Source organism: Marinigracilibium pacificum, from assembly GCF_012926615.1.
GTDB lineage: Bacteria > Bacteroidota > Bacteroidia > Cytophagales > Cyclobacteriaceae > Mangrovivirga > Mangrovivirga pacifica.
This window is the reverse complement of record NZ_JABBNU010000011.1, coordinates 119,118-140,089: the sequence shown is the minus strand read 5'-3', so window position 1 is coordinate 140,089 and position 20,972 is coordinate 119,118. Positions and strand designations below refer to the sequence as shown.

The following is a 20,972-nucleotide window of genomic DNA, read 5'->3' as shown; positions in this document are numbered from 1 at the left end:
TGTGAGAATTTTGGTTATTTTTGGCTTGTCACCTAAATCGCCAGGATATTTTGAATAGTATAGGCAAATATTTCATGCTTCTTGGTTCACTTTTTAAGAATCGGGAGTCTTTTAGAACATATTTAAAACTCACCATCAACGAATGCGTTTTAATTGGGTTTAATTCCATCGTGATCGTTGTCATTGTAAGTTCGTTTATGGGTGCGGTTACCGCTGTTCAAACAGCATATAACCTTGTAAGCCCACTTATACCTAACAATGTTATTGGATTAATAGTTAGAGATATGACAGTTCTGGAGTTAGCTCCAACTATTATGGCTATTGTATTCGCCGGAAAAGTTGGCTCAAACATAGCAGGAGAGCTGGGTACAATGCGTATAACGGAACAAATAGATGCATTAGAAGTAATGGGAATCAATGGTGCTTCCTATCTTATATTACCTAAAATCCTAGCTTCTGTTTTTATGTATCCTTTATTAGTAATTATGGCCGCATTTCTTTCGATATTTGGAGGATACCTGGCTGGTATTATGACTAACATAATTACAGAACAAGAATACATTTATGGTATAAGACTTGATTTTAATCAATATACAGTCACATTTGCACTTATTAAATCTGTTGTATTTGCATTTTTAGTTAGCAGTATTTCTGCTTATAAAGGATTTTTCACAAAAGGTGGTGCATTAGAGGTTGGGTTAGCCAGTACAAGTGCGGTTACAAATAGTGTTATTGCCATTCTTTTAGCAGATTATCTACTCGCTCAATTACTTTTATAAAATGATTGAAATAAAAGATATAAGAAAATCATTTAAAGGCACTGAAGTCATAAAAGGAATTTCCGGTCAGTTTCAGGAAGGACAGGTTAATATGATTATTGGTGCAAGTGGAACAGGTAAAAGTGTACTATTAAAGTGTATTGTGGGACTTATTACGCCAAATGAAGGCAATATCTTTTATAAAGGTCGGGATTTCTTTAATTCTGACAAGGAAATTCAAAGGCAAATAAGACAGGAGATTGGTATGCTTTTTCAAGGAGGTGCACTTTTTGATTCGATGACCGTCGAACAGAATGTGATGTTTCCATTAAATATATTGACAAACATGTCGCACTCTGAAAAACTTGACCGGGTAAATTTTTGTCTTGAAAGAGTGGGACTTGAAAATGTCAATAAAAAAATGCCTTCTGAAATCAGTGGGGGAATGAAAAAAAGAGTAGGTATTGCCAGAGCAATAGTTAACAACTCTAAGTTTCTATTCTGTGATGAACCAAACTCAGGACTTGACCCACAAACCTCGATACTTATTGACGAACTAATTAAAGAAATCACTTTTGAATATAACATTACAACTGTTGTTGTTACTCATGATATGAACTCTGTAATCGAAATTGGAGATTATATCATGTTTATCTATCAGGGCCAAAAATTATGGGATGGCACAAAAGACAACATTCTTTATAATGATGTTCCGGAGTTACAAGAATTTATTTTTGCAAATCATATTTTGAGAAGGCTGAAAGAACAATCTTAAAAAAGGATACTGCCTTGTAAGGATGCAAAATGAAACACTCTGGTTCCTGAAGGTTTGCGACCCTGATAATATAAGTTTAGAACAAGACCCTTAATAATTTCTTTTCTTAAAGAAGAGCTCCATAAAAAGTTATTACCTGATCTGAACCCTTCAAGCATTTGATATCCTGATGCTGAATTCACTTCACCATCATAATTAATGTTTTTATATTCTAAGTTTAGAGTTGCTACAAAGTTATTATTGCTATTACCTGTTATTGAAATCACCCCTTCTTGCCAGGTAGCATTACTCTGAACATCAGAATTCAAATCGTCTTTTGATTTTATTCTATATTCTATTTTAGCTTTAAACTTATTGGAGGGTAACCAACTTAATGCCGGGTTTACTATATACTGCTGGATTTTAAAGTTTTTTTGAGTAAGATTCTCAGCTTCATTATAGTTGAATTCTGAAATAAAACCCAATTCAGACTGCCATTCATCTCCAATAGGTACGTTAAGTAATACTTTTGAACGTGTATTTCGATAGGTATCAAATCCGCTAAACAACAACTGTCTTCTAGACCTGATTCTATGTCCATATTGGACATACCATCCTTGATTCATAGACTGCCATTTAAAAATGTAATTATTAATCACATTGCTAAAAATCACACTATTATCAAGTTCCTTAAAAGGATTAACTCTTTCAGAAAATGATGACGCCTGTGTTTTTTGTTCATATAGCAAATTTCCATTAAATGAAAATCCATTTAATATTCTTGATTTAGTGATTCCCGCCATTGACCATCTGTAGTTAAAGCTTAGCCTACTCAAAAAAGCATCCAGATAATCATTTCCAGGAGTAAAAACTTTAGCATATTTCCTTTCATCCGGGTTATATGCTTCAAAAAACTCTCCTAGTTCTTTTATTCCATTATTATTTTCATCTATCCATGTATGAGTACCTTGCCCTAATGGCACTTCAATAAATGTGAAGTTTCTTCTCAACTCTCTACTGCTTTGAAGATTCCAGTCAACATTATAGTTGAGTCCAATACGTTGTATTGCCCCGGATAAGCCTATCCTACCCTGAGCATAAGTCTCATCCTCTTTTTCGAAAGCATAATCAATGGATCTCAAAATAACAGCACCTCTTAATCTATGATCACCCAAAAAACTTAAGTTCCCTTTGAGATATCCATTTATTGATTTACTATAATCCAACATTGATCCGTTAACAGGAGATTTATCTTCACGATAAAATAATCCAGTTTGAAAATTACTTCCGGAAGAATCATTAAAATTCAGATAAAGGTCATGGTTATTAAAATACTGCAGTGATCTGATCACAAAATCATCATTATCATTTTTAAGAATGTTTCTTTCAGATGAAAATTTATATCCAGGTTGCCACCTACCTTTATTCTTTTCTATTGAAAAATATTCCTTACCCCAACTATTTTGATTTCCATAATAACTACCCTCCATTCTATTGAATAATCCATTAATAGCCCATTTACCTAGCTGCTGATAAATTGTAAACTGATGATCAGTTCCATTTAATATATTCTCTTTATCTCTATGCTTGATTTGATAACTATAATTTGATTTTGAAGAAGAAAATCCAACACGATAAGAAATAAGATTTTCCTGACTTAAGGTATCTCGTAATTGTCCCCAATCCCTGTCAAACTCCATATTTCTAAACCTGTCAATTCCCTGAAAATTTTCTCCAATAATATCTACTGAAAGATGTTGTTTTAGCTCAAAACCAGATACCCTGCGATTACTCAATACCTGAATGTTATTCGCATATCCTTTTATTGATTGATTATTTGCCTTTGAGTAATATCTGTTAGATTCATGGATATTTAATGCTGAATTAATAATCAGTGTCTCATTTTTAGTTATATCGAGCTTACCTGATAAGGATACCATTGAGTTTTTATTAGGCAAAGGAACAATTGAAACCGGGTCATATTCACCAGCATTTTCATTACCTTCCCAAACATAAATAGCCTGACCATTCAATTGTCTCCTTGAATAACTACCTTCACCTAATCCCAGATACTCAAAATTGACTTTGTAAAGCGTATCGGCATCTTGACTATTTGTGTAGATTTCAAAATATTGATAATTCAAGCCATCTATCAACGAATCTTTTCGGATATACAGATTTTCTAATGTCTGTGAAGCATCGCCTTCAAAAATAGAATAACCTGGTATAACTGCTTGCGATGTATCACCAGCCTCAATCAATTGATCAATAATTTCAGAACTATTACTGAACCTTAATGGCTTCTTGTAGTTATCTTGCTCGTTATAGTATTCTACACTTATGCTCCCCTTTTTAAATCTATGCTCTACTTTCGAATTAAATGTAGATCGAGGGTAAGATAAAACTGCATATTCCAGATCTACTCTGATTCGACTAAATTCTGTTATTAAAATATCAGGAGAAAAAGTTATCTCGGCAGTATTGTAATCAATTATATAATCATTATCAAATCCTCTTTGTAACAATCGACCATCTAAAAAGACTCTTTCACTATTGGCAATTACTACCGGGTACAACTCGTTTATTCCTTCCGACAATCTATAAGGGCCGGATACACCTTCAATGGGATTTATATAAACTGTTGTAAACTTCCCTTTATTTATTCCCCCTTTTAATTCAACATAGGTTCCTAAAGTATCCTTTGGTTTTACTTTCAAACCTATTCCTTGTACATTCTTTTGATATCTTAAAAAATAATCAGATGAATTCTTAAACTGAATATCACCAGCTTCGATGCTATATCTATCAGTAAAAACATTTATAAAGACCTTGTCAAAATCTTGTAACTGAGCAGTATTTCCTTCTGGCTGATAAGGAACATTTCTATCCGAAATTCTGGCATTAACACGAATATCATCAGATAGATTACCATTTAGATTTAATAGAAGCTCTGATTGTATACCTGCATCATTATTTGTTCCGGTATTTACCGCCCTGCTAAGTACTCCTGATGTCTGAAGTCTGCTGTTTTCAAATGTTAGATTTGATTTTTGATTTTCCACAATTAAGGGAGCCGGCCTGAATAACGCATTACTATCATATGTGGCAGCAGAATATTTATACAGATCTTGATAAGCAGCATTTTCCTTTTGGTAACAGACAGAAATTAATGATGATTCAGATTGCCAGATAAAGGAAGTATCAGAAGTAAAAGTATAATAATCCTTGGAAGCTGACAGGACATATAATGAACCTGAGATGAGATTATCTGCACTAACCTTAACGGTATCATTTTGAAAAATTCTTACCTGAAAACATATATCTTCTTTAGTTTGCCCTAAAATTGAGTAGGCAAACAGAAACGATATTATCAGTGGTAAAATTCTCATCAAGCATCCTTATACAAAGGTAAAGATATAAAAAATACAGTTCCTTTACCTATCTCAGATTCAAACCAAATACTTCCTTGCGCATGCTCAATTCCTCTTTTAGCAATAGCAAGACCAATACCTGATCCTGTAGATTTAGTACTGAAGTTTGGAATAAATACTTTTTCTCTAAGAGAATCAGGAATCCCCTCTCCGTTATCTTTCACCATGATCATTACATTCTTGTCATCTTGCACTGACAATTCAAGAAAGATTTCTGCAGTACCTTCATCTACTACAGATTGCTTGGCATTGATCAATAAATTATTAATAATCCTGCCTATCAGCTTTTCATCCCCTTTAACGATAATTTCTTCATCCGGAATATCAACTTTAAATGCTCCTTCCTGACGTTTAAAAATCTCTGCTGAATCTCTAACTACTTTCGTGAGGTTAAAAATCGCACTTTCAGGAATAGGCATCTTGGCAAAAGCACTAAATGATGTTGCAATATCACTAAGGGTATCAACTTGACGAATTAAACTTTCAGAAAGGTTCTTTAATTTATCATCACTATCATTTAACCTCTGTAGGTGTTGAAGGCTTAACCTCATAGGGGTTAAAGGATTTTTAATCTCATGAGCTACCTGTTTAGCCATTTCTCTCCATGCAGATTCCTTTTCAGAAGCCGATAAAGCCCTCCTGCTCTCTTCAAGTTTTCCAAGCATTCGGTTATACTGCTCAACAAGTAATCCTATCTCATCATTTGACTTCCAGTTCAAGGGCTCATTATCCCCAAGTGAAGTTTTACCAATTTTATTAGCTATATATCTCAATGGTTTAGTCAGCATTGATGAACTAAAATAAGATATAGCCAAAAATATAAGAAAAGTAAATGCCGCCAGATTGAGAATATTTACAATTCCGTCAATTATATGGTTTTCAAGTTCCTCTCCGGATTCAAAATAAGGAATATTAATGACACCAAGTTTTCGGTTACTATTAAATGCATTAACACCTGAAAAAGAAGATTTAAACGACAAATCACCAGCTTTTTCATCGATAATGATTTCTTCATATCCCCTTTCAATAATCTTTGCATAAGCCTCCGGATTCAATTGATTTGAAAATATCTTCTTTTCAAAAATCCTCGGTTGACTAGTAGCAAGTAAATACCCATCAACATCATACAAATTGATATCAAGCTGAGCAAACCTTGAAATATCTTTCAATTCTTTTTCAAGTTCTTCCCTGGTCATGTCCCCAGTAAAAACTTTATTAATATCATCTATTAGCTGATCACTCGTATTCTTACTTTTCTGAAGGTATTCTGAACGTATATCATTCCTGTATGTAGTAGATATTAAGTTTATGGCCGAATAGCTTACAGCCATTAAAGGAATTAGAAAAACCAGGTTAAGGTATAATTGAAGTTTTGTAGTAAAAGAAACCCTGGTAGACTTAATAAAATGATATATGGTTAATATAAATGAAGATAATAATATGAATAGAACAGGTAATACGAAGTAAAATGAAAAATTACTAATTAAAAAGCTTACCGGGTAATAGGGAACCGACACAAGTAATATTTGATCTTCTTCACCATGTTGAGCATAATGTCTGTATTTATCTACTACAAGTCCCTTAGTAAATAGCTTTGTACTATCTGATACATCTCGGAGATTTGGAAAACTTAATGAATAATTAAACTCTCCTCCTGATGTCAGTAAACTTAGATTTTCATAAAAGGCATAGCTAACATTCTTAAATTCATCAACTTCAGAACTGACCCCAGTATCAACCAAAAGCTCAGGAAACACAGTATTCAATTGATTATTTAATAGGTTTAGATCAATCTTCATATAACCAATAACCTTATCATTATAAGGTATTTCAAGGAGTGCGATATAATGACCTAAAAGTGGTTTCCCTTTGACTGACTCAAAATAAATATTCTCATACTCAGTTTTGTATTCTTCAGATTCATAATAAAACTTGAAAAACTGATATGGCACCTGAGAACCTACAATATCAACAGGCTCTTTATCTATACCAAAAAGAGTTATATCAATGTTATATTTATCAAAATATGAGCCCAAATGATACTTCTGAACTTTATCTTCGACCGACTTTCTATTAACTATTGGAGATAATAATCGTGCTTGAATAAACTTATCTTCCTTAATCTGTTCTAAAGCTTCATGAAGTAAAAATTCTCCCAAAACATCATTTTTCTCTATAAGCTTTGACGCAACCCTTCCTTTAGTCTCACGTATTCTTTCCTGTTCAAATGTCCATACACTTATTGTTACAGCTATTGAAGTTATAATAAGGCTACCTATGATATAAAACAAAGTATTATACCGAACCCTTACAAATAGCTTTCCGGCCCGTGTACCATACATGGAAAGCGTATAAACTATATATATGATTACTATAGGAATAAAGTTGTTATCTGTCAAATAGGTCAGTAATACGAAAATCAATGAAGAAGCTGAAAGCAAAATCCAGAAGACCTTTGGTTCCTTTCTCCAGACATGAATATTAACCTGATATGCTATATGTCCGAATAGAATAAAAATGCCAAGACTCAAAAATATGATCAAAACAGAAATCATCTTCAAGCCAGAAAAAGAAAGGTTAGAAGTTATATCGTAAGTCCATGATGAGTGATGGTATAACGTCCTGAAAATAAACATTTGCAGAGATAAAGAACTTATCCCAAGACAAAATAAAAGAGTGGATAAAGCAAGCTTTTTAATTCTCCCAAGCTTATGTATAGCCTTCACTACCGAAGGTTTTTGATAATAGTACATGCTTCCGATTGCAAATACAGACAAAGCTATAATATTTAACATCAGGTCACCGAGAGTAGGAACCAGCCAGGAAGCAGAAAAAAACTTTGGATTAAAAAGTCGTAGATTTATAAATTCATATGGAAACTCCAAAAATAAAGCCAGTATTCGAAAAATCAGAACCGTCAATATCCCTACGGGAATTGCATAACTACGATGATAACTGCCTGCTAACTTTGCTATAAAAACTGTAAAGAATATAGCAAATACAAGAATTGATAAAAACATAAACAAATCTGCAAAGGCAAAGTGAATCCGGTAAGAAGGTTGAAAGGATACACTAAAAACAGGAACACCCTTTACCTTTATGATAAATTGATCCGGAGATTCTATCAGTTCAGATATCCTTATCCCATCATTTTCAAATATCCCGGTGTTCGCCTGTGGATTTATGTATGCATTATTAATCTCACTTTTTACGAAAAGGGGTAAATAGAAAATATATTGATACTCATTTCTCGGAAAAACATAGGTAAGAAAGTCTCCATCCTTATTTGATACTAGATTAACACCTGTTTTTAAACTAACATTATCTAAGGGTAAATAATGAGATGTAGACCAATAAATAGCCTCTTCATTTCCATCAATTATTATTAATGGCTGTTTAACTAACTCATTTAATTTATCAAAAGTAAAATCAATGGAATCTCCTGGAGAAGGCAGCTTACTATAGAGATCTTCAATCTCTTTTACTTCCCTGTTAACATTGTTTTCTATTCTATTTACATAGTAAGATTCATTCTGTTTCTGATAATCGTATAGAAACCATAAAACAGTAAAAATCAGCAGACAAAAGACCGCTAAACCAAGGCTTAAAAATTTATTAGAGTATTTCATTACTAAACTAAAATACAGTTTAGCAATTTTCGTGCTGAATTACACGATCAGGATCATATTTTATACCTCCAACAAGGTAAAGATAAAGAGTTCTTGAAAATCTGAATATAAGTGGCATCAAAATCACTGACACTATAGGCAAAGTTATCAGATAGTATATTAGTGATGGATCAAACAACACCCTTAATATTAATGAAGTAGCTACAAACAATGCAACAATAAATGCATAGCTTATATACATTGCGCCAAAGTAAAAACCTGGTTCAACCTCAAATGATTGTCCACAGCATGAACATTTATCATGCATTTTGGTAAACCTGGTTAATACATAAAACGGATAAGAATATAATGGCCCCTTTCTACACCGAGGGCATTTTTCTTTAAGAATAGCTGCTGTTAAGCTTGTTTTGGGCATTTCGTTTACTTGTTCGATACCATAAAAATGCAATAACCCCAATTGCTACATAAGGAGTTAAAAACAGATATAAAATTCCAGTATTTAAACTCGAAGCTAAACTTCCTCCATCCTCACTAACATTGGTTTCAAGAGTAGCTACGCACATTGCACATTGTGCATTCAGAGCAATGTTTGAGATTAATATCAATAAAGAAAATAATAACTTCTTCATTTGAATCGAATTTAAAAACTATAATAAGGGCTAATCAAAAGGTAAACTATGACTCCTGTAACTGAAACATATAACCATACAGGGTATGCCCATCTTACTATACGTTTATGTTTGTCATAACGTTTTGTAAATGCGAAAATTAAAGCTAACAAAACCAAAGGCACCTCAACGACAGACAATACGATATGTGATATTAACAGAAAGTAATAAACATATTTGATTGCTCCTTCACCACCAAAAACTGTACTAGTAACAGAAGAATGATAAATTAAATAGGATACCAGAAAAATAACCCCTAATGCTAGTGCAGCAAGCATCATGGTCTTGTGTTTTACAATATCACCCTTTTTAATAAAATATAACCCTAATAGCAATAAAATTGCTGTAGCGGAATTAATAACTGCGTTAAGACCTGGAAGTGAATATACCCACCCTTGTTCTGAGGCTAATCCAAGGTCAGCAAATAATAAATATGCAACCAATAATGGTACAACAACTGATACAACTCCAACAAACCATTGAGTAGGCTTATTTATCGAACTACTATTCATAATTAGTTAGTAAAATTTGAATTTCAGCAAAAAGCCTGTCTATCTCCTTACTTTCAGATAAATTAAAATATCCTTTGATGACTTTATCTTCGTTGATTAGAACGCCATAAGGACCAGTAACTGCTTCTTTATTAACAATTAAATTACAGTAAAGTTTATCAATTTGAGATTGAGATAAACACAAGATATTATCAATTGAATATTCATTCTGATTACAAGTTTCATCAACAATAACCTGCTTAAATGATACTGGTAATTCATCGAATGCTTCGAACCAGCTAATCCATGATGAGGTCAAACTGGAGTTAATTACAGGATCAGAATTCAACAAATAAACATTGATGGAATCAGAACTAAAAGTAGGATCATTTACCCTGTATTTAGTTGGGTGCTTTACCTCACAGTCAACAAGCAAAGTATCGACACCTTCAGAGTAAAATGTATCTGTATCAAAGTAATTTCTTCCAAAACTATGGAGAAATACAAAAATAAAAGCCGGCACAGCTAATATTACAAGCAGTATGCCGACTTTGAAAGCTTTGTTCATATATAGAATAACTATTCTTGAGTTTCTACCGGAACCTCGGTTTTGGTTTCATCAGAGAATTTAACATTAAAGATCTCAGCACTTTCGGTTCTTAAAGCTACTAAAAGCCAAATCACAAATAGTAAAGGTAACATAATTGCCCATATTAGTGATTTCACTTCATACTTCAAGTGCATGAACTCAGAAACAATATAAAATGCTTTAACTAATGTTAAACCAATAAAAAATGAATATAGTACCCAACTTCTACCTAGCACATAAGATGCTCCTACCTCAATTAATGTAATAACGGCAAGTATCAATGTTACCTTAAGGATCTTATTAACAGTTTCCTTACTTCTAGGTTGTATAGTTGTTGAGTGTTCTGTCTGTATATTAGCCATGATTCTTTAAATTCTGCTTTTGTAAAATTAGATAAGGTAAAAGAAGGTAAATACGAATACCCATACAAGGTCTACAAAGTGCCAGTAAAGACCAACTTTTTCCACCATTTCGTAGTGACCTCTCTTATCATAAGTTCCAACTACTACATTATAAAAAACAATGAAGTTAAGAACAACACCACTAAATACGTGAGTTCCGTGGAAACCTGTAATAAAGAAGAACAAATCAGCGAATCCTTGTGGTCCATATTGGTTTTGTATCAGGTTCGCTCCAAAAAATTTAGTTCCTTCAATAACCCCGGCAAGACCTTCTTCTTTACCTGTAATAAAGTGAGCCCACTCCCATGCCTGACATCCAAGGAAAGTTAAACCTCCAACGATAGTCCAAAGCATCCATTTCTCTACATCCTTTCTATCATTTCTATGACCGGCTTCAACAGCAAGTACCATGGTCACAGATGACAAGATTAAAATGAAAGTCATTATCGACACAAATATTAATGGTGCGTGAACTCCATGAAGAAAAGGAACACCATCAAAAACATAATCAGGTATTGGCCAGTATTCAGTCGAAAATTTAAATACCTCACCATGTACCGACGGGTCGTATTGAGGGTAACTATAACGAATTACTCCATATGTGATCAATAATGCCGAGAATGTAAATGCATCTGACAATAGAAAAAACCACATCATTAATTTACCGTAACTAGCCTTCATCGGTGCATTTCCACCGTTCCAAACGCTCTGTGAAGGCGACTTAATTGTTGCTGTTGTAGCCATCTAACTTTATTTTAGATTATTGATTTAGTTGCAAAAATAAATATAAATAAACCCAAAGTCCACCTAAAAAGTGCCAATAAGTTGTACAAATTTCCATTCGTACAAGTTTATCTTTGATATTTTCAACTTTGAAAGTGGTTATCAGGACAATTAGAAGAACAATTAGTGCACTTATAAGGTGAACTGCATGTACTCCGGTAATTACATAAATGAATGATCCACTTACATTATTTGGATCCGAAAAGTAAAGATTCATATCTATTAACTTGCCATAACCCGTCCATTGCATCATTAAAAATACAACTCCTGCTATGAAAGTTAAAAGCGTATACAGCCTCACTCCATTAACATTGTTTTTTGCAGCTGCAAAATATGATAACTGCATAAAAACACTACTTAATACTATAATACCAGTGCTATACAAAAAGGTAACCGGTAGTTCAAATGGGATCCAGTTCCCCTGTCCTTTACGAACTATATATGCACTAGTGTAAGCAGCGAAAATCATTAGTACTGTCAATAAGAACAACCACATTGCAAACTTCTGTGGGTGCATATTGAGTATACTTTTTGATTCTCTCGTTATTTTCAATTCTTTTTCCATGTTCTCTCTCTCCTTCTCCATCTCTAAACTTTGTCCAACATAAATGCAATTTGCACTACCGGCAAATAAATAAATGATCCAAACATAATCTTCAATGCCGATTTTCTACTGTTATCGATCATCAATTTAAATGTTTGAGCTAAAAATAAAACTCCACAAATTATTGCCACTATTGCTGAATCTATTCCAGTTATTCCAAATTTAGCTGGTAATAAACTCAGTGGAAGTAAAAAGAGAGTATAAGTCATTATCTGCACTGCTGAATTAAAATCTTTCCGACCTCCGTTTGGTAATAATTTAAAGCCAGCTCTTCTGTAATCATCATCTGCTACCCATGCAATTGCCCAAAAATGAGGAAACTGCCAGATAAACTGAATGCCAAATATTACCAATGCCTCGAATGTTATATCACCAGAAAATGCTACCCAGCCAATTAATGGAGGTAAAGCACCTGGTATCGCACCAACGAATACAGCAATTGGTCCTACTCTTTTTAATGGAGTATAAACAAAACTGTACAATAACATTGAAATGAAAGATAATAGAACCGTTAAAGGATTAGTATAGATAAATAATATTACCAATCCTACAACTCCAACTAGTAAAGCAAATATCATCGCTTCATTATTGGAAAGTATGCCACTAGGTAATGGTCTGTTTTTAGTACGATTCATTTTGGCATCTAAATCCTTTTCAATAATCTGATTAAATATTACTGAAGCACCGGATACTAGAAAACCGCCAAATGACAACATACTAAGTACAAACCAATCAATCCCTCCATTTACTGCCAGCACATAACCAAATGCAGAGGAGAAAGCAACTAGCATCGACAACCTGGGTTTAAGCAGCATAAAGAAAGCCCTTAACCTCACGGATGTTGTATTTGTATTTATAATTTCTGCCGACTTATTCATTAACAGCTGAAACTTTTTTCTTATTTGAAATTAATAAAATGACCCAATACTGTATTCCAAACATTATAGCAGCACAAAATAAATGTACTGGCTGTAAAACCGCAGGAATAGCGAAATAAGCCATGATTGCACCGGAAACAATTTCAATTGCTATTATGATTAATATCCACTTTAACCATTTCCAGAATTCACCAGAAGTCTTACCCATCTTATAGCATATCCAGGCAACATAAGCATGAACAGCAAAGATTAATAAAGAGAAAGTGCGGTGAATATAAAAGCCCATTCCGAGCTCTCCAATCCACAGATCTCTTTGATCTCCTCCCAAGGCTAATGCAATCTCATCTATACTTTCCCTAACTTGTGTACCAAGTATAATTTGTAATAAAGATAAAACAAGACCGACCCATAATATCACCTTGACAGTACCATTAGAATCAACTTCCTGATGATTTATCACCTTAAAAATTAATTTTTCAAGGATCAAAACAATAAATAAAGCAAGAATCATATGCAAGGTTATCATCCATGGCAGCAAGTTTGTAGATACTACCACACTACCTATCCAACCTTCAATCCCAACCAAAACAAATGCTAACAAAGCAAGCATGAAATAGGATATTTTATTTTGAAATGCAAATGGAATTGAAAACACCAAAGTTGCAAAAATAAAGAGACCTATCACTACACCTACCAACCTGTTTACATATTCAATCCAGGTTTTGGTTGCATTAAATGGTTGTTCTTCTAATACTAGCGGATCATTTGTAATTTTCTCAGCTAATGAGGTAAATCCAAGAGTATTTAAATAACCAGCAAGCTTTTGATTCTTTTCTACCCTCTTTTGAGTATAATATTGCTCATAATTCTCGGGGAGCTGTGATTCTGATGTTGGCGGGACCCAATTGCCAAAGCATTTTGGCCAATCAGGGCATCCCATACCAGCGCCAGTTGATCTTACGATACCACCGACAAGAATGAGTATATAAACAGAAAATACGGTGAGCACACCGCATTTTCTGAATAAATTAATGTATCTCGAGTTATTCTTTTGACTCGCCAACTTCTTCTATTCCACTAACTTTCTCTAATGCAGCAAGCTCATTCTCGTAATCTGTATTAGATTCCGGAGTCTCTGAATAAGGAACTGTCTGAGGAATGAAATCTTCAGCAGCACCTGGCTTACTGTAATCATAAGGCCAACGATATACTTTAGGAATTGCTCCAGGCCAGTTACCATGACCAGGCTCAACTGGAGTAGTCCACTCTAAAGTATTAGAATGCCAAGGGTTCTGAGGTGCTCTTCTACCTTTATATATGCTGTAGAAGAAGTTAAATAAGAATATAAACTGGGCAACGAAAGTAATAATAGCTGCTATAGTTACAAATGCATTCAGATCCTGGAATGTTCCACTGAAAGTTTCAAAAGAACTCCATGTGTAATACCTTCTAGGGAATCCGGCAATACCAATGTAGTGCATTGGGAAGAATACTAAATACACACCAGCAAATGTTAACCAGAAATGTAAGTATCCAAGTTTAGCATTTATCATTCTACCGAACATCTTAGGGAACCAGTGATAAACACCTGCCATCATTCCAAAGAACGCTGCACTACCCATTACAAGGTGGAAGTGAGCTACTACGAAATATGTATCGTGCAATTGAATATCAATAGCTGAGTTACCAAGGAAAATACCTGTTAATCCACCAGAAATAAACAATGATACTAAACCAATTGAGAATAGCATACCTGGAGTAAATACTAGGTTACCTTTCCAAAGAGTAGTCAGGTAGTTGAAAACTTTTACTGCTGATGGAACCGCAATAACTAGAGTCAATAACATAAATACACTTCCTAAGAAAGGATCCATTCCTGAAACGAACATGTGGTGCGCCCATACAATGAAAGACAAGAATGCAATACCAAGTAGTGATCCAATCATTGCTCTGTATCCAAATATTGGCTTTCTGGCATTTGTAGAAATTACTTCAGAAGTAATACCAAATGCAGGCATAATAACAATATATACTTCAGGGTGACCTAGGAACCAGAATAAATGCTGATATAATACTGGAGATCCACCTTGTTGAGGTAGAGCCTCACCAGCAATATAGATATCTGAAAGATAGAACGCAGTACCAAAGCTTCTGTCAAAAATTAACAATAATGCAGCAGCAAATAATACCGGAAATGATAATAAACCAATTACAGCAGTAATAAAGAATGCCCAGATTGTTAATGGTAGTCTAGTGAAAGACATACCCTCAGTTCTAAGGTTGATTACTGTAGTAATATAGTTGATACCACCTAATAGAGTTGAAACAATGAATAAAGCCATTGCAACCAACCACATTGTCATACCTAAACCAGATCCAGGAATAGCTTGCTCTAGTGCACTTAATGGAGGATATACTACCCATCCACCAGCTGCAGGACCTGTTTCTATAAATAAAGATGAAAACATTACCACACTAGATGCAAAGAAGAACCAGTACGATAACATGTTCATAAATCCACTAGCCATATCTCTTGCACCAATCTGAAGTGGAATCAGGAAGTTACTGAAAGTACCACTCAAACCAGCTGTCAATACAAAGAATACCATGATGGTACCGTGCATTGTAACTAATGCAAGATAAAATTCCGGATCAAGCTTTCCTTCAGGAGTGATCCATTCACCAAGCATTGGTCTTAACCATGAGATATCCGCTTCCGGAAAACCAAGCTGAATCCTGAATATCAGAGAAAGTGCACCACCTATTAGTGCCCAGAAAATACCTGTCATCAGGAATTGCTTACCGATCATTTTATGGTCGGTAGTGAATATATACTTTGAAATAAACGTTTCGTGATGTGCATGATCATCATGATGATCTTCATGAGAATCGATGTGCACGTTTTGTGTTTTAATTTCAGACATTGTCTTTAATTTTAATCTTAAAGTGCTGCGTTAACAGATAATTTCTCTTCTTTCTCCTGACTCTTATCAGCCAGTGATGGTAAATTGAATTTCTTACCTTGACCTTCGGTAAAGTAATCCTGATTCATATTTACCCATGTCTTTTGCTCACTTGCCCACTTCTTGTACTCTTCTTTTGTAAGTACTTCAACTTCCATACGCATAGAGAAGTGACCTCTTCCACAAATTTCAGTACAAGCCATCTCATACTTGAAATCAGGGTTTTTAGTTTCATTTCTCATTTCTTCAGTAGTATGTGTAGCTACAAAATGAAAGTTTGTAGGCATACCAGGAACAGCGTCCATTTTTACTCTAAAGTGAGGAAGAAAAACACTATGAAGAACATCTCTTGCTCTAATATTAAGATTTATAGGAGTATCCTTAGGAATTACTAACTTGATTGGAGTGAAATCATCAAGAGCTGCTTTATCATTAAAATTAACACCGAAAGCATTAATCTGATCAATCAATTGATAGTTATAGTCTCCTAATTCACCATCAGCGCCAGGGTATCTAACACCCCAGGCAAATTGATAACCCATCACTTCAATGTTTATAGCATCTTCAGGAGCTTCATCAGTAATATCATTCCAAACAAACAGACCACTCAAGATCAAAACTGTTAAAGCAATTGCAGGAACTACTGTCCATGCTAACTCTAGTTTTGTGTTATCCGGATAGAATAAAGCTTTCTTATTTTCACCAAACTTATATTTCCAGCTATACCAGAATAAAAGAATGTGAGTTAAAATAAAAACTATACCAGTTACTATCATGGTAATCCAAAATAGTTCATCTGTTTCAACTCCGTGAATAGAAGCTACCGGAAGCTTATAATCCTCATAAGCTGCGAATGAATAGTAGAATATTGATCCAAAAAACAATATTCCGAAAATTGGCCATAATAATGCATTGGTCGTATTACTTCCAGACGCTCTCTTTTTGTCCGAACCCTTCGCAACATCTACTAAAGTGATCACTCTGAATACTGTAACTAAAATTACAAGTATCAGGATAGCACCGAGTATAATTAATGTATTTACCATTTTTTCGAGTGTTACAGTTTAATTAAATGTGATGATGTAAACTTTCCTCCAACATCGGATGGTTCTTTGCAACCAATGGATATTTAGCAAGGTTTGTTAATGCTACGAAAGTAAATGCAGCACCAAAGAACATTGCGGATCCTATCTCCATGATTCCAAAAGTTCCATTTTCTTTTAACACACCTGGTGTAATCATCATGTAAAAGTCTAACCAGTGACCTGCTAAAACTGCAATACAAGCAATTTTCAAGAACGCTAGATGACGTTTTGATTCCCTTGTCATTAAGAACAAGAATGGGAAGAAAAAGTTTATTACAAGATTGAAGTAGAAGAACGGTGCGTATTGATCACTGCTCATTCTTTCTATGAAATAAATTGTTTCTTCAGGAATGTTTGCATAGTAGATCAGTAAGAACTGAGAGAACCAGATATATGTCCAGAAAATACTGAATGCAAAAACAAATTTTCCAAGGTCATGTAGGTGGTTACTGTTAACTACTGATAGATAACCAGCACCTTTAAGAAGACATACTATTAAAGTAATAGCTGCAAGGCCACTTACCCACCAGCTGGCAAATACATACCAACCAAACATAGTACTAAACCAGTGAGTATCGATAGAAAGTACCCAGTCCCATGCTGAAACTGAACTTGAAACTGCGAAGAATACTAAGAATACAGCACCTTGCTTAACAAGCTTATGCCAATATTTTGTATCCGGATCTAAATCCTCTTTCAAGGCAGTTTTACGCATTGTAATAAACATCCAGTACCAAACACCGAAGAATACTACAAGTCTGATCATCCAGAAAACAGGGAATGGATGCTCACCAGTTGGCTCAAACGGGAAGAAGAAAAATGGGGCCTTACCGTTGATTATTGAATCGAACATTGAAGAGTTCTCATCATATAAATATCCATGAGTCCAATGGAAGATAGTACTACCTCCCCAAAAGAAACCTATCAACATCAGTACAAAAGCAATTGGAAGCCAGTTACCAAAAGACATTGGTACTCTAAGCACACCTGCTGACCATCCTGATTGTGATACATATTGAATAGCGAAGAAGAAAACTCCGATTATCGCTAATCCACTAAAATAAATATTATTGATCCAAAGATCAGTCTTAAGTCTGTCAGCCCAGCCAAATTCATGGTGTCCACCACCATGAGAAGCTTCTGCATGTCCTTCTCCTGCATCAGTTGCATGATCGTCTCCATGCTGATCCTGATCTTGTGCAACTACCTCAGCTACTGCCGTGTGTGATTCTTCACCATGATGGTCTCCGGAAGATGTAGTGAATATACCGATGATAACCAGAAGGAATCCGATAATACCAACGGCAAGCACCTTACTCTTCAACGAAGAGGTGAAAGTGAATTTCTCGTCAAGGTTGTGATTTACTGCGTGCATTTCTATCTATTATTTCTTTTGCAGAATTTGTACGTATCGAACTATTTTCCAACGCTCTTCCTGGTTCAATTGAGAACCATGAGCGCCCATACGGCCTTTACCATGAGTAATAACATGGAAAATATGACCTGCTGGTTTATCTTTTACACTAATTGATGAATAACCAGTGATACCAGGATAAACTTTACCGACAGTTCCAGTCTCACCACCCTTACCTTCAGGTCCGTGGCAGTGCTGACAAAAACGCTCGTAAAGAGCTCTTCCTTGCTGAACAATCGCCTGAGTAGAATCAAGCGGATTTTTTAAAGTACGACCAGCAAGATCAAAGCTATCCTTATGAATTTCATAAGGCATTGGTGCAGTACCGGCATATCTTACCGTATTTTCTGCAGGCAGACGCATAGTCATTTTATGCTCATTGTACGGGTTAGAGTTATAAAACTCAGCTACCGAATCAACACCGGAACTTGTTAACCAAGCACCGGCTTCTTTATCTTGAATCTGCGTTAATGGCTCGTATGGAATTGTGTGATACATCTGAGGAGCATATTCCACCCCAGGATCATTACCATCGGCAGCACAAGAAGCCAGAATAGCAATGGCAACTAACGCATAAAAATATTTCTTTATTGATGACATCATTCTCAATTGTTTATTCAAAGCTTTTCTCATTAACTTCAGAAGCACCGGCTTCATTTAAAATAGTTCGAATCTCATCTGCTGATTTGTTATTTACATCAAGATCGATTGCCATAACATACTTATCATCAGTTGATCTTACATCGAATATTTTAGGTTCAGCCCAAGGCTTAAGATTTCTGGTAACGAAAAACGTTCCTACCATACCAAATGCTGTAAGCAATACTGTTAACTCGAAAGTAACAGGTATAAAGTCTGGTAGTGCTAAAAAGTCTTTACCTCCAATGATCATTGGCCAGTCAAAATACATCATACCAATCTGCATTGTTAATGCTAAACAGGTACCTGTCAGACCGAAGAAGAATGCGATCATAGGTAATTTTGATTTACTGTACCCTAGTACATGCTCAAGTCCATGAACAGGGTATGGAGTATAAACCTCTTCAATCTTAACTCCTGCCTCTCTTATCTTTGGTATCCCTGACATTACTACATCCTCTTCAGAGAAAATACCTACTAAGTAATTTTTTCCAGTGTTCATAGATCTTAAGCTTTGCGTTCAGAACTAGATTTCAAAACAGATTTAACTTCAGCCATGTTGATCACTGGGAAGAACTTCGCAAATAGGAAGAATGCAGTGAAGAACAATCCGAAAGTAAATAGATATACACCCATATCAGCCCAAGTTGGAGTAAACATTGCCCAACTTGAAGGAAGGTAATCTCTGTGCAGAGATGTTACAATAATTACAAATCGCTCAAACCACATACCGATGTTTACAATAATCGATAAAATGAATGTTGCAGCTAAACTTGTTCTTATTTTCTTAACCCAGAATAACTGAGGTGATATTACGTTACAAGTCATCATTGACCAGTATGCCCATGCGTATGGACCTGTTGCTCTGTTAAGGAATGCATATTGCTCATATACAACTCCAGAGTACCATGCCATGAATAACTCAGTGATATAAGCTATACCTACGATAGATCCTGTAATTAGAATTACAAGGTTCATCAACTCAATGTGGTTGATTGTGATATAGTCTTCAAGTTTGTAAACTTTTCTTGTGATGAGCATCAGAGTTAATACCATTGCAAACCCTGAGAAAATCGCTCCAGCAACGAAGTAAGGAGGGAAAATTGTAGTGTGCCATCCTGGAATTACTGAAGTAGCAAAGTCAAAAGATACGATAGTGTGTACAGAAAGTACTAGAGGAGTTGCAATACCTGCAAGGATCAATGAAACTGCTTCATAGTGCATCCAGTTTTTAGCACCTCCGTCCCAGCCCATGCTAAGACCACCGTAAATTGCTTTACTGATTTTATTTGTTGCTCTGTCTCTAATAGTTGCGAAATCAGGAATTAAACCAATGTACCAGAAAACTAATGATACAGAGAAATACGTTGATATCGCAAATACGTCCCAAAGAAGTGGTGAGTTAAAGTTAACCCAAAGAGAACCAAACGTATTTGGTAGTGGAAGAGCCCAATAAGCTCCTAACCATGGTCTACCCATGTGAAGTACCGGGAACATAGCAGCACAAATAACGGCAAAAATTGTCATTGCTTCTGCAGCTCTGTTAATTGATGTTCTCCATTTTTGTCTGAAGAGTAAAAGGATCGCAGAAATCAAAGTTCCCGCGTGACCGATACCAACCCACCATACGAAGTTTGTGATATCCCATGCCCAACCTACTGTTTTGTTAAGACCCCACATTCCGATTCCTTCCCAAACAGTCATTACCACGGCATAACTACCTACAAGTAATACAAGGAAAGAAAAAGTAAATGCAGCTAACCAAGTTTTCGGTGGTTTGTTTTCCACATACTGGCAAATATCCTGCGTTACATCGTGGTATGTCTTACCACCCGTAACCAAGGGCTTTCTTACTGTTGAAGTAACCTCCATAATTTATTTACTA

Annotated in this window: 19 protein-coding genes; 2 read left to right on the top strand and 17 right to left on the bottom strand. The window is 35.1% G+C overall.

Translation table 11 applies throughout. The features are described 5' to 3' along the window. Positions 1-50 precede the first annotated feature (50 nt). Together HH304_RS17325 and HH304_RS17320 are read left to right on the top strand one after the other, a co-directional pair. Positions 51-779 carry an MlaE family ABC transporter permease gene (locus tag HH304_RS17325; protein WP_169684505.1) on the top strand — a complete coding sequence of 243 codons (729 nt, stop codon included), beginning with the start codon at positions 51-53 and terminating at the stop codon, positions 777-779. Position 780: 1 nt separating this feature from the next. Next, the gene (locus HH304_RS17320; RefSeq protein WP_169684503.1) at positions 781-1,533 is read left to right on the top strand and encodes an ABC transporter ATP-binding protein; all 753 of its coding nucleotides are present in this window, start codon (positions 781-783) and stop codon (positions 1,531-1,533) included. Here the strand turns inward: HH304_RS17320 and HH304_RS17315 are convergent. The 17 genes from HH304_RS17315 to nrfD form a co-directional block, all read right to left on the bottom strand. Beyond that, positions 1,530-4,901 (bottom strand): hypothetical protein, encoded by a 3,372-nt coding sequence (locus HH304_RS17315; protein ID WP_169684499.1) that lies wholly within the window; start codon positions 4,899-4,901, stop codon positions 1,530-1,532. The genes HH304_RS17320 and HH304_RS17315 overlap by 4 nt on opposite strands. Then, positions 4,901-8,572: a sensor histidine kinase gene (locus HH304_RS17310; protein WP_169684497.1), complete on the bottom strand. Its 3,672-nt coding sequence runs from the start codon at positions 8,570-8,572 to the stop codon at positions 4,901-4,903. The genes HH304_RS17315 and HH304_RS17310 overlap by 1 nt, the downstream gene beginning before the upstream one ends. 19 nt (positions 8,573-8,591) lie before the next feature. After that, a complete protein-coding gene (locus tag HH304_RS17305; protein ID WP_169684495.1) occupies positions 8,592-8,879 on the bottom strand; it encodes a DUF983 domain-containing protein in 288 nt (95 codons plus the stop codon). 73 nt (positions 8,880-8,952) lie between these two features. Continuing rightward, complete coding sequence (locus tag HH304_RS17300; RefSeq protein ID WP_169684493.1) at positions 8,953-9,201, bottom strand: hypothetical protein; 249 nt, start codon at positions 9,199-9,201, stop codon at positions 8,953-8,955. Between the two features lie 11 nt (positions 9,202-9,212). Next, positions 9,213-9,752 carry a DUF420 domain-containing protein gene (locus tag HH304_RS17295; protein WP_169684491.1) on the bottom strand — a complete coding sequence of 180 codons (540 nt, stop codon included), beginning with the start codon at positions 9,750-9,752 and terminating at the stop codon, positions 9,213-9,215. Beyond that, positions 9,745-10,299, bottom strand: coding sequence for a hypothetical protein (locus HH304_RS17290; protein ID WP_169684489.1), 555 nt, complete (start codon positions 10,297-10,299; stop codon positions 9,745-9,747). The genes HH304_RS17295 and HH304_RS17290 overlap by 8 nt, the downstream gene beginning before the upstream one ends. Positions 10,300-10,310: 11 nt before the next feature. Beyond that, on the bottom strand, positions 10,311-10,682 hold the full coding sequence (locus tag HH304_RS17285; RefSeq protein ID WP_169684487.1) for a cytochrome C oxidase subunit IV family protein: 372 nt from the start codon (positions 10,680-10,682) through the stop codon (positions 10,311-10,313). 27 nt (positions 10,683-10,709) lie between these two features. Further along, positions 10,710-11,465, bottom strand: coding sequence for a cytochrome c oxidase subunit 3 (locus tag HH304_RS17280; RefSeq protein ID WP_169684484.1), 756 nt, complete (start codon positions 11,463-11,465; stop codon positions 10,710-10,712). A gap of 16 nt (positions 11,466-11,481) precedes the next feature. Continuing rightward, positions 11,482-12,090, bottom strand: coding sequence for a cytochrome c oxidase subunit 3 (locus HH304_RS17275; RefSeq protein ID WP_271711676.1), 609 nt, complete (start codon positions 12,088-12,090; stop codon positions 11,482-11,484). A 2-nt stretch (positions 12,091-12,092) separates the two neighbouring features. Continuing rightward, the gene (gene cyoE, locus HH304_RS17270) at positions 12,093-12,986 is read right to left on the bottom strand and encodes a heme o synthase (RefSeq protein ID WP_169684482.1); all 894 of its coding nucleotides are present in this window, start codon (positions 12,984-12,986) and stop codon (positions 12,093-12,095) included. After that, complete coding sequence (locus HH304_RS17265; RefSeq protein WP_333908766.1) at positions 12,979-13,995, bottom strand: COX15/CtaA family protein; 1,017 nt, start codon at positions 13,993-13,995, stop codon at positions 12,979-12,981. Before HH304_RS17265 ends, cyoE begins: the two co-directional genes overlap by 8 nt. A 34-nt stretch (positions 13,996-14,029) precedes the next feature. After that, entirely contained in the window at positions 14,030-15,910 is a 1,881-nt protein-coding gene (locus HH304_RS17260; protein ID WP_169684477.1) for a cytochrome c oxidase subunit I, read from the bottom strand. A gap of 17 nt (positions 15,911-15,927) precedes the next feature. Further along, the gene (locus HH304_RS17255) at positions 15,928-16,995 is read right to left on the bottom strand and encodes a cytochrome c oxidase subunit II (protein WP_169684475.1); all 1,068 of its coding nucleotides are present in this window, start codon (positions 16,993-16,995) and stop codon (positions 15,928-15,930) included. A 22-nt stretch (positions 16,996-17,017) separates the two neighbouring features. Next, positions 17,018-18,409 carry a quinol:cytochrome C oxidoreductase gene (locus HH304_RS17250; protein ID WP_169684473.1) on the bottom strand — a complete coding sequence of 464 codons (1,392 nt, stop codon included), beginning with the start codon at positions 18,407-18,409 and terminating at the stop codon, positions 17,018-17,020. Between the two features lie 9 nt (positions 18,410-18,418). Beyond that, positions 18,419-19,051 carry a c-type cytochrome gene (locus HH304_RS17245; protein WP_169684471.1) on the bottom strand — a complete coding sequence of 211 codons (633 nt, stop codon included), beginning with the start codon at positions 19,049-19,051 and terminating at the stop codon, positions 18,419-18,421. Between the two features lie 10 nt (positions 19,052-19,061). After that, positions 19,062-19,589 carry a DUF3341 domain-containing protein gene (locus HH304_RS17240; RefSeq protein ID WP_169684468.1) on the bottom strand — a complete coding sequence of 176 codons (528 nt, stop codon included), beginning with the start codon at positions 19,587-19,589 and terminating at the stop codon, positions 19,062-19,064. A gap of 5 nt (positions 19,590-19,594) precedes the next feature. Beyond that, positions 19,595-20,959: an NrfD/PsrC family molybdoenzyme membrane anchor subunit gene (gene nrfD, locus HH304_RS17235; RefSeq protein WP_169684466.1), complete on the bottom strand. Its 1,365-nt coding sequence runs from the start codon at positions 20,957-20,959 to the stop codon at positions 19,595-19,597. Positions 20,960-20,972 lie beyond the last annotated feature (13 nt).

Excerpts from the sequence above, each read along its gene's own strand:
- HH304_RS17320 (WP_169684503.1), top strand. The coding sequence starts at position 781 with ATGATTGAAATAAAAGATATAAGAAAATCATTTAAAGGCACTGAAGTC.
- HH304_RS17315 (WP_169684499.1), bottom strand. The coding sequence starts at position 4,901 with ATGAGAATTTTACCACTGATAATATCGTTTCTGTTTGCCTACTCAATT.
- HH304_RS17310 (WP_169684497.1), bottom strand. The coding sequence starts at position 8,572 with ATGAAATACTCTAATAAATTTTTAAGCCTTGGTTTAGCGGTCTTTTGT.
- HH304_RS17305 (WP_169684495.1), bottom strand. The coding sequence starts at position 8,879 with ATGCATGATAAATGTTCATGCTGTGGACAATCATTTGAGGTTGAACCA.
- HH304_RS17300 (WP_169684493.1), bottom strand. The coding sequence starts at position 9,201 with ATGAAGAAGTTATTATTTTCTTTATTGATATTAATCTCAAACATTGCT.
- HH304_RS17295 (WP_169684491.1), bottom strand. The coding sequence starts at position 9,752 with ATGAATAGTAGTTCGATAAATAAGCCTACTCAATGGTTTGTTGGAGTT.
- HH304_RS17290 (WP_169684489.1), bottom strand. The coding sequence starts at position 10,299 with ATGAACAAAGCTTTCAAAGTCGGCATACTGCTTGTAATATTAGCTGTG.
- HH304_RS17285 (WP_169684487.1), bottom strand. The coding sequence starts at position 10,682 with ATGGCTAATATACAGACAGAACACTCAACAACTATACAACCTAGAAGT.
- HH304_RS17280 (WP_169684484.1), bottom strand. The coding sequence starts at position 11,465 with ATGGCTACAACAGCAACAATTAAGTCGCCTTCACAGAGCGTTTGGAAC.
- HH304_RS17275 (WP_271711676.1), bottom strand. The coding sequence starts at position 12,090 with ATGGAGAAGGAGAGAGAGAACATGGAAAAAGAATTGAAAATAACGAGA.
- cyoE (WP_169684482.1), bottom strand. The coding sequence starts at position 12,986 with ATGAATAAGTCGGCAGAAATTATAAATACAAATACAACATCCGTGAGG.
- HH304_RS17260 (WP_169684477.1), bottom strand. The coding sequence starts at position 15,910 with ATGTCTGAAATTAAAACACAAAACGTGCACATCGATTCTCATGAAGAT.
- HH304_RS17255 (WP_169684475.1), bottom strand. The coding sequence starts at position 16,995 with ATGGTAAATACATTAATTATACTCGGTGCTATCCTGATACTTGTAATT.
- HH304_RS17250 (WP_169684473.1), bottom strand. The coding sequence starts at position 18,409 with ATGCACGCAGTAAATCACAACCTTGACGAGAAATTCACTTTCACCTCT.
- HH304_RS17245 (WP_169684471.1), bottom strand. The coding sequence starts at position 19,051 with ATGATGTCATCAATAAAGAAATATTTTTATGCGTTAGTTGCCATTGCT.
- HH304_RS17240 (WP_169684468.1), bottom strand. The coding sequence starts at position 19,589 with ATGAACACTGGAAAAAATTACTTAGTAGGTATTTTCTCTGAAGAGGAT.
- nrfD (WP_169684466.1), bottom strand. The coding sequence starts at position 20,959 with ATGGAGGTTACTTCAACAGTAAGAAAGCCCTTGGTTACGGGTGGTAAG.